Source organism: Pseudoalteromonas sp. SG44-8, from assembly GCF_014164125.1.
GTDB classification, from domain to species: Bacteria; Pseudomonadota; Gammaproteobacteria; order Enterobacterales; family Alteromonadaceae; genus Pseudoalteromonas; species Pseudoalteromonas rhizosphaerae.
The window spans coordinates 203,711-220,497 of sequence record NZ_JACJEQ010000003.1; the positions used below are offsets into that span (position 1 = coordinate 203,711).

A 16,787-nucleotide genomic window follows, 5' to 3' on the forward strand; every position below is an offset into this window, starting at 1 on the left:
TTATACACTTTCCGCTTAGCTCTACTGACTGAGCTATCTGCGTGTGCGGCGTATTAAACTGGTTTTGCCCTTTCAAGTCAACTTTTTTTTTATTCTTTATAACTGTTTGCACGGTTTTTCAACAAACTGTTTAATAAACGTAAAAAACGCTGTTTATTACAACAGCTGTTTGTAGTTTAACGTAACTGTCTATTAATTTAGGCTCCTTGTAAACAACAGCACTAAAAACGTAGTGAATTATTTCTGGTAAATGGTAGGATTGATTTCCAGTACACAAGCGACTGTTTAGATTGCGGTTGATAATAGATTAAGTTGGATAATAAATGCAGAGTAAATTTTCTTCTCCTGTAAAAGGGCTGTTACCTCTTTTTATACTAATAAACTTAGCCGTAACAGCACTCGCTGTGGTTGCTTATTCTTTTTACCCTAGTAACACTGAAGACTCAAAAGCACCACCAAGTTCACTAAGCTTAATAACGTTAGCTGAGCAATTAGACACACCTTTGGTTAATGCATTGACTCGAACAGGACAAGATAATGCCACTCAACTACTAAATTTAAGCGCTTCGCTAAATAATCAATTTGATTACTACTTATATAGATATACACCTACTGCTCAAACACAATTGGTTTTTGCCAGTAATAAACCAGCAATTGCACCGCTAAAACTTGATCAACATTTAGCTGAGCAAGGTATTATCCATCATCAATTAAATTTAAATGATCAACCCGTTGGTGAATTAATCATTAAACAAAAAATCACTGCCCCCCCTCTACTGCCAAATTATTCCATCGTGCTTGCATTGGCTATTGCAGGAGTTGCTGGAGTAAGTTTATTTTTACTAGCGCTGTTTTTTAACGTTTATCTTAATACGCGGATCCGCAAAAGTAGTGACACTCTTGCACATGAATTAGAGAGCATCACTAAATCTGGCAGTTACAATACACATATCGACGAACAATTAGATATCGGCCTTGGCGTTGTAGCTAAAAATATCAATCAACTATTACAGCAAGTACAAGATGCTATCAATAGTAATGACGTAGCCCAAAAAGATTTGCAAAAACTGCAAAGCAGTCTGGAAACTGAAGTGCAAAACCGCACTTTAGCGCTTGAAAAAGCGAGCCATAGAGCTGAGCAAGCTAGCGAAGCCAAAACCACGTTTTTAGCAACTATGAGCCATGAAATACGCACCCCAATGAATGGCGTTATTGGCACCATTGATTTACTAAGACAAACAGATCTCAATGGCGCTCAGCATCGCCTAAGTACAATTATTCGTGAATCAGCCTTTTCACTATTGGGGATTCTGGATGATATTTTAGATTTTTCGAAAATTGAAGCGGGTAAACTAAATATCGACCCAACTCCTTTTTCGGTCTCGGATACTATTGAGGAAGTTGCCAGAGTATTATCATCGGTTGCAAAAAAACGTCAGCTTGATTTAGAGCTAGCTATAGCACCTGATATACCAGTTAATTTAATTGGTGATACTGTTCGCGTTCGCCAAGTACTTTATAACTTATGTAGTAATGCAATTAAATTTACTAGCACCGATGAAAATCGTCTAGGTCAGGTACGCATTGCTGTAGAAGTGGCACAAAATACTGCTGACCATTTTACTCTGCGTTTTAGCGTCAGCGACAATGGTAAAGGTATGAGCCAAGCTCAACTGCGTGAAATATTCAATCCATTTATTCAAGCTGAAGGATCAATTACCCGTGAGTACGGTGGCACAGGCCTAGGTTTATCTATTTGTAAAAGTTTAACCGAGTTAATGTTAGGGTCCATTAGTGTTACCAGCGATATAGGTATTGGTAGTGACTTTGTGGTGGAATTGCCATTTAGTACTGAAAACACCATAAAGTATGCCCATAAAGGTGCGTTGAAAGATCATTCTGTAATACTCATCACTGAGCATCAAAGCAGAAAACAAACGCTTTCTCGTTATTTATCATTTATGGGGGCAAACACAATTACGGCGCAAACGGTGCAAGAAATTGAACAATCTCAAGATAACCCTGGCGTTATCTGGGTGCTTGATGGGATCGATTCAATGGATAGCATTAATTACTTATTACGCCGTTTACTGTACACCCTTGAAGATAATAACCAACAGGTGATCGTACTTAGTAAATTAGATGAAGCCGCAATAAATCATAAAAACATCTTCTATCTCAATGCGTCGCCATTGTGTAAGTCAAACTTTATGATGTCGTTATTGGTTGCTGCGGGGCTGCATACACCAAAACAAGTTAAACCTGTTAAAACCCTTAATAATTATTTAAATATTGAACAAGCACGTGAAGAAAACAAACTCGTGCTACTTGTTGAAGACAATGTTTTGAATCAACAAGTACTTACCGATCAACTACATTTACTTGGGTTTGGCGTTGAAGTTGCTGATAACGGCGAGCAAGGTTTAAAAATGTGGCAAAGCGGCCGTTACCCGTTAATTTTAACTGATTTACATATGCCTAAAATGTCAGGTTACGACATGGTTGAAAAAATTCGCGACGAAGCTGCACAACTTGAAGACATCAACGCTCAGCCTTATGTTATTGCAATAACAGCAAATGCCTTAAAGGGTGAAAAAGAACGCTGTTTAAATGCTGGTATTAACGATTTCATTACTAAACCAGTTGAATTAAATACGCTAGAGGCAACTCTTAATAGTTGGAGTGAAAGCAAGCAAGGACCGATTACGGCTTCTCCTAATAAGCCGTCAGCACCAATTAACTTTGAAATGCTCGCTAAATACATAAACAATGATGAAGCAAAGCAGTTACGATTCTTTAAAATGTACTTAGAGCAAAGCCATACGTTAGCTAAAGACATTAACACAGGGGTAATGACCAGTGATAAAGAAATAATAATTGCAGCTTGCCACCAACTTAAATCTATATCAAAAACAATTGGCGCAGAAAAAGTAGCTGAGCTAGCTGCTGACTTTGAAGATAACTGTAAAGAACAAGACTTAACCAGTGATCAACTAATTGAACTGCGTGACAATTTAGAGATTGAGTACTCCCGTGTTGCGCAGTTTTTAAAAGAACAAGTTAGTAATGCCCAAGAGCAAGATGATCTGATTTAATTCAAGCAGTAAAAAAGGGCTTATTGCCCTTTTTATTCGCATGTGAAAATTATTTTTCTGGCGGACGGTAGCCTTCGATTTCTACATCTTTATCTTCGAACAAAAAGCCAACCATTTGCTCTTCTAGAAAAGTACGATGCTCTGGGTCCATCATATTTAAATGTTTTTCATTGATCAGCATTGTTTGCTTGTGCTGCCACTGTGCAAATGCTTCTTTAGAAATATTATTAAAAATCCTTTCACCCAACTCACCTGGGTAAAGTTGGAAACCAAGCCCTTCGGCTTCTTTTTGTAACTTTTGACAAAATACAGTACGTGCCATGATTGCTCTCTTGTGCTCTTCGAAACGATATCAGTTAGTGTAAACTATTGTAGCAATTTGTTTAACTAGCTTTTTAGTTGGGGCGGCTAAACCAACCTCTATTGACTGGTCCAACGGGTACCAAACTAGTTGTCGCTCATTCACCACATCAGGCACTTTATGCAAAGTGAGTACATGCGGATTAATAGTTAATTCAAAGTGCGAAAATATATGCGTAAAAGGCTCAATTGGCACAGTTGTAACAGCAAGCCCTTGCTGCGCTAAAAAAGTATCTAACTGAGATTTTTGCTCAAATTCAAAAAAACTAAATAAACCGCCCCATATTCCTGAGTTAGGCCTTTTTTCCATCAATACTTGATCATTACATTGAATAATTAATTGATGGCACACTTTCTTTGGCACTGCTTTTTTAGGTTTTGAATGAGGGAACTGTTTTACCTGCTCAGTCTTATACGCTCCACAACGCGAACGCAACGGGCAAGGTTGGCAGTCAAACTTGCTACGTGAGCAAAGGCTTGCTCCTAAATCCATCATTGCTTGGTTAAACTCAGTCACTTGTTTTGCTGGAGTTAACTGCTCTGATAGTTGCCATAATTGGTTTTCAACTTTTTTGACTCCGTACCAACCTTCAATCATAAAAAATCTGGCAAGCACACGTTTTACATTACCATCTAATATAGGATGATGTTGGCCAAGAGAAAGCGATAAAACAGCTCCTGCAGTCGAGCGCCCAATTCCTGGCAAAGCGACAACCTCGTCTAACGTTGTTGGAAACTCACCTTTGTATTGATCTCGAATTATCTTTGCGGTTTTATGTAAATTGCGAGCTCGAGCATAATAGCCCAATCCGGTCCAGTGATGCAGCACGTGATCTTCATCTGCATTTGCTAAAGCGATAATATCTGGAAAACTTTGCATAAACTTTTCAAAGTAAGGAATAACTGTGACTACCTGAGTTTGTTGCAACATCACCTCAGACACCCACACCTTGTAAGGTGTTTTATTTAATTGCCAAGGTAAGGTTTTACGCCCATGTAATTCATACCAATCGACTACTTGCTGAGAAAACCAGCTTGCTTCACTGTTGTTTAACTTCAAAATAATTACTTTTTAAACCCGACTCTTAATGGCGCTCAGTCTATTGCAGTGAGTTAAAATATCAAGTTATAAACATACACAAAAGATAAGGCCTTGTGATCAACGCCGTGGTCAGGGATAATACGCCACCATTTTAAGACATGTTGTTTTCATCAGGCCAAAATATATGAGTGATTCAAGTAACGATAACCTTGAGCAAGCGATGCAAGAAGGTAAATATATTCGTACCATTCGCAGTTTTGTTAAGCGCGAAGGTCGTTTAACCAAAGGACAAGCTGCGGCAATTGAAAAATGCTGGCCAACCATGGGGCTTGAACATCAACAAGGCATGCTTGATCTAGCCCAAGTATTTGGTAATGACAACGACGTTGTTTTAGAAATTGGTTTTGGCATGGGTAAATCATTGGTCGAAATGGCCAAGAGCGCACCACACCTTAACTTTATTGGTATTGAAGTACACCGCCCAGGTGTTGGCGCATGTTTAATGGATGCTGATGAAGCAGGCATTACAAACTTACGTATTTTTGAGCATGACGCTGTTGAAGTATTTGCTGATTGTATTGCAGAGGGCAGCATTACTACGGTGCAACTATTCTTCCCTGACCCATGGCATAAAAAACGCCACCATAAGCGTCGTATTGTGCAACCTGCATTTGTAGAGAGCTTGCGTAGCAAATTAAAAATTGGTGGTGTATTCCATATGGCAACAGATTGGGAAAACTACGCTGAACATATGCTTGAAGTAATGCAAGCAGCGGAGCATTTTAAAAACCAATCTGAGACTAACGATTATGTACCACGTCCTGATTTACGTCCCTTGACGAAATTTGAGCAACGCGGCCATCGTTTAGGTCATGGCGTTTGGGATTTAATGTTCGAGCGTATTAGCTAAATTAATCAAAACAACTTTAAGGCAAAGCCATTTATGAGCGCATTAACTAATCCAAGTTCACTTTTACTACGCAATAGTGCAAACCTAATGGCGGACTCTATTTTAGTAGTTAATTTTGTGCAAGATGGCTTTTTGTCACAACTGCGCCAGTTAAATCCAAACAGCAAGATCAGCGCTTTTAGTTACAACCATGCTAATGGTGAGTTTGCTAAAAATATCAACAGTATTGATGTTTGTGTTAGCCATGAGATAGCCGGTCAACACTTTGACCTCGTTATTTATTATTACCCAAAAGCAAAACCTGAAGCATTGATGACGTTGGACAATATTCGCGCGGTTATCAACCCAGACGCTGAGTTACTGGTGGTTGGTGAAAATAAAAGTGGTGTGAAATCGATTGAAAAGCAATTTAGTAGCCACTGTGAATACAGCAATAAAATCGATAGTGCCCGCCATTGTGCTTTGTATTTATTCACCGAGATAAAAACCTTAGCTGAGTTTGTTATTACTCGTTACCATAAGCAATTTAATGTTGATGTTGCTGGCGTTAGTTTTAATGCCATCAGCGTACCTGGTGTATTTAATCACGGTGAACTTGATGGCGGTACTAAAATACTGTTAGAGAATGCACCTGTAATTAAATCTGGCAATGTACTGGATTTTGGCTGTGGCGCGGGTCTTATTGCGACCTTCTTAGGTTTAAAAAATCCAGCTTTGAATTTTACCTGTACGGATGTTAGTGCTCTTGCAGCTTATGCAACCTCGCAAACATTGGCACTTAACGGTGTTAACGGTAGCGCTTTACTAAGTGATGGGTTAGCAAATGTAACTGGAAAATTTGAGCTTATTATTTCAAATCCACCATTTCATACCGGTATTGCCACTGATTATACTGTTGCTGAACAGTTTTTAAGTGGTGCTAAACAGCACTTGACTAAGCAAGGCAAGTTAACCATTGTTGCAAACTGCTTCTTGAAATACCCGCCAATTCTAGAAGCTCAGTTCGGTAGTTATCAAGTAGTACACAAAACCAATAAGTTTTCAGTGTATAGCAGTTAATTGCTGCTATAACCTCACAAACGCTGCCAAATAATATAAATGGCAGCTTTTCAACAAAGTTATTATATTTTTTAGTCACTTTGATAGGTCTTTGCTAGACTTACAGCAACTAGATAAAAATTAAATAACTTGGCCTTCATTACAATAATGTCTAAATCAACATCGCCAACAAGTATTCGCAAAGCACTGATAAGCGCAGTCATGCTTGTTACTGCCTTGTGTTTATCGTTATCTATTTCTATTTCAACCTACCTAGATGTCAAAGAGCAAAAGCAATTAATCGTCAACAAGCTCAATATTCTCGCTGAAATAATCGCTTTTAATGCACAAGTAAGTGTACTGTTTGATGATAGGAAAACCGAAGAGCAACGCCTTAAATCTTTCGAAAAAATTCCACTCATTAAAAACATACATATTTATGCAATCGACGAAATATCAAATAAAGCAGTATTTTTTACCAGTTTCAATGCACGAAAAACCCCACCAGTGCCACTTCGAGTTGATAGTATTGAGCAACTTCAAGAACCTAGAATCACTGAAGACTACATAGAGCTAATCAAACCAATTACTTACGAAGGTGATATTAAGGGTTATGTGTATATTCGTGGTGGCTTAGAGCGCCTTAACGCCTATATTAACCAAAAAATTCTTATTGATATCCTTTTAACGCTATTCGTTTTAATACTGGTTTATTTTGTCGCAAAACGAATTCAAAAGCGTATTGCCGACCCCATTGACCAATTAAGTACATTGCTGCAAGATGTTTCGAAAAATCATAATTATAGCGCCCGAGCTCCGAAAACTAATATTACCGAAGTCAATATGCTTTCGAATAGTTTAAATATCATGCTAACTCGCACACAAAATCAAATAGAGCGTCATAAGAATGATAAGCAAGAAATTAAACAGTTAAACCAAAGCCTAGAAGAAAAAGTAAATCAACGTACAATCGCACTCCGAGAGGCAAATCAAGAGTTGCTAACAACCCTTGAGCGAATGCATCAATACCAAAACCAAATTGTTGAAAGTGAAAAAATGGCCTCTTTAGGGCAGATGGTTGCAGGTGTTGCACATGAAGTAAATACACCGATTGGTTTAGGGATCACTGGTTCTACCCTGCTTCGCGATAAACTGGCAGAAATAAGTCTAGGGTTTGAGCAAAAAACCTTAACCTCAAACCAATTGAAGCGCTTTATCGACAATGGCATAGAAAACTTAGACCTTATCTATCGAAATTTAAATCGTGCTGCGGAACTGGTATCCAGCTTTAAAAAAGTAGCAGTAAACCAAGATGGTGAGCTTAATTCGCTGATCAATATGCATGATCTTATAACTAACGTAATGCTTTCTATGCGTACTGAACTAGAGATCAAGGCTCCTAAAATCGTTATTCATTGTTCTGAACAATTGATGATCGAAAGTAAAGCGGGTCCCCTACAACAGGTATTACAGCAATTATTAAGTAACTCGATAATCCACGGCTTTAAAGATAATAAAAATAACGAAATAGAAGTCACAGTGGAACGTAACGAAAGTAGCTTGATCATCAACTATTACGATAATGGTATCGGAGTTGATAAAAGCGTTAAAAAACGCATTTTTGATCCCTTTGTTACCACTAAGCGCGGCGAAGGTGGCAGTGGTTTAGGTATGCATTTAGTTTACAATTTAGTCACACAAGCCTTAGGAGGCAGTGTTTACTTTGATGATCAAAATATAGAAGGTACGCGCTTTATAATTACCTTGCCATTAACAGAGGCAAGTAAAGTATGAGATTAACAGGTTTATTACTGGCTCTGATGCTGCTGTTTCCTACCTTTTTACAGGCCAAATCCCCTGAACAAGTCAAATCGGCGTTCCTATTTCAGATTGCAAAATTCGTCGAGTTCCCTAAAGTTAACAATAAACAGGCTGTGACTTTTTGTTTTTATGACGTTGAACATGGGATTGGTGAGCTATTAAAGGATAATTCGAATCTTAAAATTAACGATATACCGATTGAAACCGTATTAATTAATAAAAAACAGCAAATTTCTGAACTTTCTCGCTTTTGTGATATCACATACATTGATGAAACAATGGAAGATGATATAATTCCACTTTGGATCGATACCATTTCATTAAGTACCTTAACAGTTGGTGAGAGTATCAGTTTTTTAGAAAAAGGAGGCGTTGTCTCTTTGGTCCAAGAAGGGAATAAAATCCGACTGTATATCAATAAGCAGCAGTTGTTGCGCAGCAGTTTTAAAGTGCAATCTCGGTTATTAGCTGTTTCTAAATTTCATCCGAATTGATTTTACTTGTTAACAATTGGATATACTCCTATAATCACTAGTATTCGGTTTTATAATACAATACCGAATTAATTGTAAATAAAATATTCCGAAAAAGGTTAATTAATAATGCAAACGCCAGTCATTCTGATTGTAGAGGATGAAGACGTAACTCGACTAAACCTCGTTAGTTTATTTGAAGCTGAAGGTTACAAAGTTATTGAAGCCATTGATGGCGATGACATGCATGACAAGCTTACAAATAATGATGATGTGAACCTTGTAGTTATGGACATCAACCTGCCAGGCAAAAACGGGCTAATACTAGCGCGTGAATTACGTCAAAAGCGTAACGTTGGACTTATTTTCCTAACCGGTCGTGATAATGATGTAGACCGTATTTTAGGCCTAGAAATTGGCGCGGACGACTATATTACTAAGCCGTTCAATCCTCGTGAATTAACTATTCGTGCTCGTAACTTGCTTTCTCGTACTGCCCTTGGTGGTGAAGAATCAAGCCTTGAAACAAATGGTGTGATCACATTCAATGGCTGGGAACTTGACGAAAATAGTCGCTGTTTAACATCGCCAAATGGTGATGCCAAACGTTTACCTAAAGGTGAATACAGAGCACTGCGTCTAATGCTTGACTCTCCGGGCCGTATTTTCAGTCGTGAGCAACTAATCAAGCATATGACTGGTCGTGAGTTACGTGCGAATGACCGTACCGTTGATGTAACGATCCGTCGTATCAGAAAGCATTTTGAAAGTGATAACAGCACATCTGAGCTTATCAGCACCATCCATGGTGAAGGTTATCGTTTCATTGGTAAAATTGATAGTTAATATCTGTTTTACCAAGTAATGACAGCATTAACGTTCTAATTGCTGTAAGAATAAATGAAGGGCATGTTGCCCTTCATTTATTTTATCTGCCAATATTACTAACCAAGTCTTTAATACTTCATCACTTTCTTCAATAGAACCATGTTCCATGGTCTTAGCGTGTAACTGTACATCATTTAAACCAACTGAACCTGCAGCACCTTTAAGCTTATGTGCTACAGACTTATACTCTTCACGGTCACCAGCTGCTAATGACGTTGCTAACTCTTGCTGATACTGTGGATTTAGCTTTTCAAATAAACTGCTGCTGCGCTTAAATGTTACTATGCCCATCGAATTAACAAAATCTTCAATGGTTTCAACATCAAGTAACTCTACATTGATATTTTCACTGGCTTCTTTGCTAACCGTCAGGCGTGTTTCATCAGACTGTTGTAGATGTTTAATATCAAATAGTTCAGCCAGCATTTTATCAAGCTTCGTGGTATTGATAGGTTTAGCTAATGCGCCTTGAATTGAGATCCCTTGTAACTCTTCTTCGGCGCTACGCACATTAGCCGTAAGCGCGACAATAGGTAACTTATCAAAATGGCTATCGGCACGGATCTGTCTTGCTACTTCATCGCCATTAATATCTGGCAGTTGCATATCTAGCAGTACTAAATCCAGATCATCCTCAGTTTCAACAAACGACAATGCATCTTCACCGGTTTCAGCCCAGATAACTTCATGACCACGTTGCTCAAGTAAGTTAGTGGCGATTTCAGCATTAAGCGGCACATCTTCAACTAGCAAGATATTCAAACTACGGCCAACATAACTTTGTTCAGCCGGAGCGATACAAAGCGCCAGCGGTATTTCAACCACAAAACAGCTGCCCTCTCCTTCGGTACTGCTTACATGTAATTGTCCTTTCATTGCTGTAACCAAAGCCTTGGTGACCGCTAAACCAATACCTGATCCTATCGCATTAGTACCATTTAAATCCGGCGCTTTATAATACATATCAAAAATACGATGTAATTGCTCTTGTGGAATACCTTGCCCGGTATCTGTTACTTTCATGACTAACCACGCGCCATCCGCACGATTTTCCCGAGCACACGCTAATTGAACTTTACCTTTTTGGGTAAATTTAACCGCATTATTTATTAAGTTCCATACCACTTGGCGTAATCGGGTCGGATCTAGCTGCGCATAAATATCCAGCATACCTTTGCGCTTAATTTCAAACTCTAAGTCTTTTTGCTCAGCGATCAATCCTGCAAAGTTAACCACATCATTAATAAAATCAGAGACGTTTATTGAGTCGGTAACAATATCGAGTTGTTCGCGATCTATCTTATCTAAATCTATAATATCATTAAAAATATTTCCTAATGTTTCAGCACTAGAAAATACGGTGTTACACCAACTACGTTGCTGCTTATCCAAGTCGGTGTCTAGTAACATACGGGTTAAACCCACAATACCATTGAGTGGAGTTCGTAATTCATGACTTAGGGTGGCAATAAATTTCCCTTTGTCTTTATAAGCGGTTTCAAGTGCTTGAGCTGCTTCTTTGCGGCTGGTGATATCACGCCCAAATGCTAATAAGCCAATGTAATCACCGTCATCATTAATAAATGGGAGCTTGCGCATTTCAAACCAACGGTTTTCATTGCCTACAGGGTATTCAACATCAAGCGTTAAAGCGGCGTGAGTTTTTTCGACTTTGTTATCAGTTAGTAATACTTCCGGTAAGAATTGCGTTGGGTAAATCTCCTCTGCAGTTTTACCTATTAACTCGTCACTTGATTTCCCCATAACCTCTTCAAACATTTTATTACAGCCGGCAAAAACACCATTGTTATCACGGTAATAAAATAAATCAGGGGATGAATCAACAATAGAGCGCAGTAACATGCCTTGTTGAGCAAGCTCTTGCTGGGTTTTTTTACGTTCAACTATTTCTCGCCTGAGTTCTTCGATTGCACGGTGCTTGGCATGAAATGCCATTTTACGTTCATCTATCTCTACATTTAAGCGATTGATATTATCTTTTAAAGTTTGATTTAATAATTTTTCTTGCTTAGTGGCACTATCTAAATACGCATAGGAAGCATCTAACTGGCGGATTGAATTGATTAACACACTGATAATAATGGGCGACACTACTGCAGTAAAAAATATCACGGCAAGCACATCGACAAGCATCACCTCGCCTACTGCAACATAATAAAACATACACGATAATATTAATGCCAGTACTAATAGTAAGACATAACAAATAGTTGCGGTTTTGAATTCACCAAATCGAGTAATTAAACTAGAAAGTATTCGAGCCCATGGACTCAAAGAGGAATCGATCATATATAAATCTGTCTCTTAGCTATACATATAAGTATATAAAAAATCAGCTGACTACACAGCTATAAAAAAACGACTAGTGTTAGGATTTTAGCACTTTTGCATTAACTATTTTCATGTTCCGCGACGAAAACAGAAAATTTTCATCTACCACGTATTTTTTATTTATTTCGTGTAAAATATTGCGCTTTACAATTGCCAATAACGAGATTTTCCATGCAAAGCAACATGCCCGATATAGCAGATACGGCTCCCGCCTTACAAACAGGTAAATTAGACTGGGTTGGTATGGCTGATATTGAACTGCCTTTTTTATTTGAATCTCGTGATCTTGCGCCTATTAATGTCACCGCTAAAGCTCGTGCTTTTGTTAATCTTCACAAAGAAGACGCAAAAGGTATTCATATGTCGCGGTTATTTTTAGCGCTCGATACCCTGTCAACTGAGCAACACGTTAACCCGCAAACTATTGCACAAGCGCTCGATAGCTTTATCTCTAGTCACACTGGATTAAGCGACCAAGCTAAAATTGAATTTAAGTTTGAACTACCGCTGCGCAGAAAATCACTCCTTAGCGGCAAAGCGGGTTGGAAAAGCTACCCGTTGACCATAGTGGCAAAAATTGACCGCGGTGTACTTAGTTTTGAATTAAGCCTTGATGTAACTTACTCATCAACTTGCCCATGCTCAGCGGCATTAGCTCGCCAACTTATTCAACAAGCCTTTGTTGAAAAGTTTCAGCAGCATACTCTTAGCCATGAAGAAGTGGTCAACTGGCTTGGCAGTACCGATGGCATAATCGCCACACCGCATTCTCAACGCTCTATTGCCAATGTAAAAGTCAAACTAGATAGTAGCATCCGTGAGTTTGATATTTTGAGCTTGATCGATACTCTTGAAGATGAGCTTAAAACCCCTGTACAAGCGGCAGTTAAGCGTGAAGATGAGCAAGAATTCGCCCGTTTAAATGGTCAAAATCTGATGTTTTGTGAAGATGCTGCGCGTAAAATCAAAGCCGTGTTAGAAGATGCACAATACGCCGATTACTGGTTACAAATAAACCATTATGAATCTCTGCATGCCCATGATGCTGTAGCGATTGCAGTAAAAGGAATTGCTGGCGGATACCAGCCATAACTTAGCTGTTATAAAGTGTAACTTCATTACAACTGGGCACGTAAATTGCTAAGTAATTTATAGTGTCAATTTGTTGTTGTGGAGTTACCGTATGGAATTCGCTTTATTATCAATTTTAGTATTAGTCGTAGGGGCATCTGTTGTTGCGTCAAAGTTTACCGATGATGGCGGAAACCCTTACCCATTCACGCGTAAAACCAGTGTATTTACGCAAGTTGAAAGCTCATTTTTAAACCTTTTAGAACGTGCTGTAGGCGATCAATATAAAATTGTTAGCCGTGTAAAATTAATCGATATCATTGATTGTAAAAAAGGTTTATCTGCTAAAGCTAAACGTGCTGCAATCGCTAAAGCAAAAAACAAACAACTGGATTATGTGCTGATTGATAAAGAAAAGATGACGATTGTGGCAGCGGTTGACTTAGTAAACAACGCCAATAAAGATGGTCATAAAGCACAACGAGACTGGTTTGTTAATGGTGCACTTGAAGCTGCTGGCATTCCACATATCCGTATGAAAGTTAAATCTGGCTATCGGCCATCAGAAGTACGCGAAGCAATTATGTTTAAGCTTGGCAAGCCGACAGCACAAAGTAGTCGCCCGACACGCAACCGTGTTACTAAGCCGGCGGTACTATCTCCTTCGCAAGCTAAAGCCCATTCCACAGCTTTAGCTGAAATATAAGTTTTCTTAAACGATAAAATGCGAGCTTTTAAGCTCGCATTTTTGTTTTTTATCGCTAACTTCACGTATAATCTAAACATCTAATTAGAGGAATTTAAAATTATGAATGTCGGTATTATTGGCGCGATGGAGCCAGAAGTTAAAATTTTGCGTGAAGCAATGCAAAATCCACAAATTCTAACTAAAGCAGGTTTCACTTTTTATACAGGTGAATTAGCTGGTAACACTGTGACTTTAGTGCAATCAGGTATTGGTAAAGTCGCCTCTAGTATTGCAACAACGTTATTGATTGATAATTTTCAACCAGACTGTGTGATCAACACAGGCTCTGCCGGTGGTTTTGATCCATCTCTGAGTGTTGGCGACGTGGTAATTTCATCTGAGGTACGTCATCATGATGTTGATGTAACCGCTTTTGGTTATGAAATTGGCCAAGTACCACAGATGCCTGCTGGTTTTGCCGCTCACCCTAAATTAATAGAGGCTGCACAACAAAGTGTTGAAAGCATCAGTGACGTGAAGACCCTGATCGGCTTAATTTGTACTGGCGATTCATTTATGTGTGATCCGGTGCGTATTGATAAAGCCCGCGCGGACTTCCCTACTATGTTAGCTGTAGAAATGGAAGGCGCTGCCATTGCACAAGTATGCTTTTCTTTAGCTACACCGTTTGTAGTGATCCGTTCAATGTCTGATATTGCAGGTAAAAAGTCACCACAGTCATTTGAAGAATACCTAGAAACCGCTTCAATAAACTCATCAAAAATGGTGGTCGCATTACTAGAAAAGCTGACTACGGTAACGCTCTAACGTGTTACTCAATTTAGTTCAGCAACATTTGGACTTTATTGTATTTATATTAGCGCTCCTTGCTGAGCGCTTTTTACCTTTGGTAAGCTGGTATCACCCAAATATATTTTTAACTGCGGTATTTAGAGCTCTTGGGAAACGCGTTTTTAGAAAGAGTGAACCTGCAAGTTACCAATATTTGTCATCCTCGTTATGTTTCACCTTAGTCATTTTAGTGATCATGACCTTGGTAGTCTTACTGCTTGAATTCGCCTATTACCCTGAACTATTAGCTGGGTTAATTTTATACCTCTGCCTAGAGTGGCGAAGTGTAGAAAGTAAAGCACTGCGCATTGCACGACTCGTTAAACAAAATCAAAAGTCTACAGCCCGAGAGTTATTAAAACCGCTACTTGCTCGTCAGGTAGATAAATTATCAGGCCCAGGTCTTTGCAAAGCCATCATGGAAACGCTGATCTTAAGAGTTGCTCGTCATTACTTTAGCGTTATTTTCTTTTATCTACTATTTGGCCCTATGGCTGCACTGGCTTATCGCTTACTGACTTTGATCCACCAAGCTTGGCGCAAAGATATTATGCCTAATAGCCCATTTTTAAAATCACTTAGTTGGCTATTATATATTCTTGAGTGGTTACCTACGCGGATATTGGCGCTGACTATTGCAGCAAGTAAAGCCAGTAAATTGAGCATTCATTATATCAAGCATTATGGACGACATTTTTATCAAATAAATAGTGGCTGGTTATTAAGTTGTTGTTCGGCCTCTGTTGGTGTGCAACTCGGTGGCCCTGCCATATACCAAGATACTCGATTTGATAAAATGCGTATTGGTACTGAACGTTTACCGCAGGCTGATGATATTACTGTATTGATCAATCGGCTAAATCAAGCGCGTGGCTTTTGGTTACTGGTTATATTTGGCATCGAAATCATTAAAACAATGTTGTAGATCACAAAGAGTAAAAAACCAGCCGAAGCTGGTTTTTAAAACTGAATTTTCATTCTTTACCTATTAAGCACAGGTAATATTTGCAAACTTACGCTTACCAACTTGATAAATAGCTGTGCTGCCTTTTGCAATTTCAAGCTTAGTATCAGTGACCTTTTCTTCGCCATTGATTTTAACTGCGCCTTGTTTGATCATTCGCATAGCTTCTGATGTACTCGCAACTAAGCCAGCTTCTTTAAGCAAGTTAGTAATAAATACGGTATCTTCATCAATCGTTACAGTCATATCTGGGATATCATCCGGTAAGGCATTTTTTTGAAAACGTTTAATAAAATCTTCATGCGCACCAACAGCTGCCGCATCGCTGTGAAAACGAGCAATCATTTCTTTTGCTAAATCGATTTTAATATCACGCGGATTAGTACCTTGTGCAACCTTTTCTTTAAGCGCAGCAATTTCGTCAATTGATAAGCTACTTAGCAAATCATAATAACGCCACATCAGCTCATCACTAATAGACATGATCTTACCAAACATATCGTTAGGGGCATCAGTAATACCAATGTAGTTACCTAATGACTTAGACATTTTTTGCACACCGTCGGTGCCCTCAAGTAAAGGCATCATTAATACGGTTTGTGGCTTTTGGCCTTCGTCTTTTTGTAGCTCTCGACCCATTAATAGATTAAAGCGTTGATCAGTACCACCGAGCTCAACATCAGCTTCAAGCGCAACTGAATCCCAACCTTGCACTAATGGATACAAAAACTCATGAATCGCAATTGATTGTCCGCCAGCATAACGCTTTTTAAAATCATCACGTTCTAGCATACGAGCAACCGTTTGACGTGCTGCTAGCTTGATCATACCTGCAGCGCCTAAATTCTCCATCCAAGTTGAATTAAAAGCAACCGTGGTTTTAGCCGGATCAAGAATTTTAAATACTTGTTCTTTATATGTTTCAGCATTTGCCAATACATCTTCACGGGTTAGTGGCTTACGAGTTACATTTTTACCCGTTGGGTCACCAATCATACCGGTGAAATCACCAATTAAGAAAATCACTTCATGACCTAAGTCTTGGAAGGTTTTCATTTTATTAATTAGCACAGTGTGACCTAAGTGTAAGTCAGGTGCAGTTGGATCAAAACCAGCTTTGATCTTTAGCTTTTTACCAGACTTTAGCTTTTCGACTAACTCGTCTTCAATTAATATTTCTTCAGCACCGCGTTTTATCTCTGCTAGAGCGGTTTGTAAGTCCACTATGTATTA

General features: G+C 38.8%; 14 protein-coding genes. 10 read left to right on the top strand and 4 right to left on the bottom strand.

The window, feature by feature from the left end; all coding sequences use genetic code 11:
- The first annotated feature begins 323 nt into the window (after positions 1 to 323).
- Positions 324 to 3,095: a hybrid sensor histidine kinase/response regulator gene (locus tag H5163_RS04420; protein ID WP_145237540.1), complete on the top strand. Its 2,772-nt coding sequence runs from the start codon at positions 324 to 326 to the stop codon at positions 3,093 to 3,095.
- A gap of 49 nt (positions 3,096 to 3,144) precedes the next feature.
- Here H5163_RS04420 and H5163_RS04425 read toward each other — a convergent pair whose 3' ends face one another.
- Both H5163_RS04425 and mutY read right to left on the bottom strand, forming a co-directional pair.
- Complete coding sequence (locus H5163_RS04425) at positions 3,145 to 3,417, bottom strand: oxidative damage protection protein (protein WP_145237543.1); 273 nt, start codon at positions 3,415 to 3,417, stop codon at positions 3,145 to 3,147.
- Between the two features lie 30 nt (positions 3,418 to 3,447).
- Entirely contained in the window at positions 3,448 to 4,515 is a 1,068-nt protein-coding gene (gene mutY / locus H5163_RS04430) for an A/G-specific adenine glycosylase (RefSeq protein WP_220493125.1), read from the bottom strand.
- 166 nt (positions 4,516 to 4,681) lie between these two features.
- Here mutY and trmB point away from each other — a divergent pair, with 166 nt between their 5' ends.
- The 5 genes from trmB (at position 4,682) to arcA (ending at position 9,585) form a co-directional block, all read left to right on the top strand.
- Positions 4,682 to 5,407 (top strand): tRNA (guanosine(46)-N7)-methyltransferase TrmB, encoded by a 726-nt coding sequence (trmB, locus tag H5163_RS04435; protein WP_145237549.1) that lies wholly within the window; start codon positions 4,682 to 4,684, stop codon positions 5,405 to 5,407.
- A 33-nt stretch (positions 5,408 to 5,440) separates the two neighbouring features.
- Complete coding sequence (gene rsmC, locus H5163_RS04440) at positions 5,441 to 6,466, top strand: 16S rRNA (guanine(1207)-N(2))-methyltransferase RsmC (RefSeq protein ID WP_182734478.1); 1,026 nt, start codon at positions 5,441 to 5,443, stop codon at positions 6,464 to 6,466.
- 147 nt (positions 6,467 to 6,613) lie between these two features.
- Entirely contained in the window at positions 6,614 to 8,239 is a 1,626-nt protein-coding gene (locus H5163_RS04445) for a sensor histidine kinase (RefSeq protein ID WP_145237555.1), read from the top strand.
- Positions 8,236 to 8,760: a YfiR family protein gene (locus tag H5163_RS04450; protein ID WP_145237558.1), complete on the top strand. Its 525-nt coding sequence runs from the start codon at positions 8,236 to 8,238 to the stop codon at positions 8,758 to 8,760. Before H5163_RS04445 ends, H5163_RS04450 begins: the two co-directional genes overlap by 4 nt.
- Before the next feature lie 108 nt (positions 8,761 to 8,868).
- Complete coding sequence (arcA, locus tag H5163_RS04455) at positions 8,869 to 9,585, top strand: two-component system response regulator ArcA (RefSeq protein WP_016709833.1); 717 nt, start codon at positions 8,869 to 8,871, stop codon at positions 9,583 to 9,585.
- 27 nt (positions 9,586 to 9,612) lie between these two features.
- On the opposite strand, the gene arcB is transcribed toward arcA, so the two are convergent.
- Positions 9,613 to 11,937 (bottom strand): aerobic respiration two-component sensor histidine kinase ArcB, encoded by a 2,325-nt coding sequence (arcB, locus tag H5163_RS04460; protein ID WP_145237561.1) that lies wholly within the window; start codon positions 11,935 to 11,937, stop codon positions 9,613 to 9,615.
- A gap of 213 nt (positions 11,938 to 12,150) precedes the next feature.
- On the opposite strand from arcB, the gene folE2 reads away from it, so the two are divergent.
- From folE2 to H5163_RS04480, 4 genes are all read left to right on the top strand, one after another.
- Positions 12,151 to 13,071, top strand: a complete 921-nt coding sequence (folE2, locus tag H5163_RS04465; RefSeq protein ID WP_182734480.1) for a GTP cyclohydrolase FolE2 — start codon at positions 12,151 to 12,153, stop codon at positions 13,069 to 13,071.
- Positions 13,072 to 13,162: 91 nt separating this feature from the next.
- Positions 13,163 to 13,756, top strand: coding sequence for a DUF2726 domain-containing protein (locus tag H5163_RS04470; protein WP_145237569.1), 594 nt, complete (start codon positions 13,163 to 13,165; stop codon positions 13,754 to 13,756).
- A gap of 102 nt (positions 13,757 to 13,858) precedes the next feature.
- Positions 13,859 to 14,566 (top strand): 5'-methylthioadenosine/S-adenosylhomocysteine nucleosidase, encoded by a 708-nt coding sequence (gene mtnN / locus H5163_RS04475; RefSeq protein ID WP_182734482.1) that lies wholly within the window; start codon positions 13,859 to 13,861, stop codon positions 14,564 to 14,566.
- Between the two features lies 1 nt (position 14,567).
- The gene (locus H5163_RS04480; protein ID WP_145237575.1) at positions 14,568 to 15,515 is read left to right on the top strand and encodes a cobalamin biosynthesis protein; all 948 of its coding nucleotides are present in this window, start codon (positions 14,568 to 14,570) and stop codon (positions 15,513 to 15,515) included.
- Positions 15,516 to 15,578: 63 nt separating this feature from the next.
- On the opposite strand, the gene tyrS is transcribed toward H5163_RS04480, so the two are convergent.
- Complete coding sequence (gene tyrS, locus H5163_RS04485; RefSeq protein ID WP_145237578.1) at positions 15,579 to 16,778, bottom strand: tyrosine--tRNA ligase; 1,200 nt, start codon at positions 16,776 to 16,778, stop codon at positions 15,579 to 15,581.
- Positions 16,779 to 16,787 lie beyond the last annotated feature (9 nt).

Coding starts and splice junctions, on each gene's coding strand:
- H5163_RS04420 (WP_145237540.1), top strand. CDS start 324: ATGCAGAGTAAATTTTCTTCTCCTGTAAAAGGGCTGTTACCTCTTTTT.
- H5163_RS04425 (WP_145237543.1), bottom strand. CDS start 3,417: ATGGCACGTACTGTATTTTGTCAAAAGTTACAAAAAGAAGCCGAAGGG.
- trmB (WP_145237549.1), top strand. CDS start 4,682: ATGAGTGATTCAAGTAACGATAACCTTGAGCAAGCGATGCAAGAAGGT.
- rsmC (WP_182734478.1), top strand. CDS start 5,441: ATGAGCGCATTAACTAATCCAAGTTCACTTTTACTACGCAATAGTGCA.
- H5163_RS04445 (WP_145237555.1), top strand. CDS start 6,614: ATGTCTAAATCAACATCGCCAACAAGTATTCGCAAAGCACTGATAAGC.
- H5163_RS04450 (WP_145237558.1), top strand. CDS start 8,236: ATGAGATTAACAGGTTTATTACTGGCTCTGATGCTGCTGTTTCCTACC.
- arcA (WP_016709833.1), top strand. CDS start 8,869: ATGCAAACGCCAGTCATTCTGATTGTAGAGGATGAAGACGTAACTCGA.
- arcB (WP_145237561.1), bottom strand. CDS start 11,937: ATGATCGATTCCTCTTTGAGTCCATGGGCTCGAATACTTTCTAGTTTA.
- folE2 (WP_182734480.1), top strand. CDS start 12,151: ATGCAAAGCAACATGCCCGATATAGCAGATACGGCTCCCGCCTTACAA.
- H5163_RS04470 (WP_145237569.1), top strand. CDS start 13,163: ATGGAATTCGCTTTATTATCAATTTTAGTATTAGTCGTAGGGGCATCT.
- mtnN (WP_182734482.1), top strand. CDS start 13,859: ATGAATGTCGGTATTATTGGCGCGATGGAGCCAGAAGTTAAAATTTTG.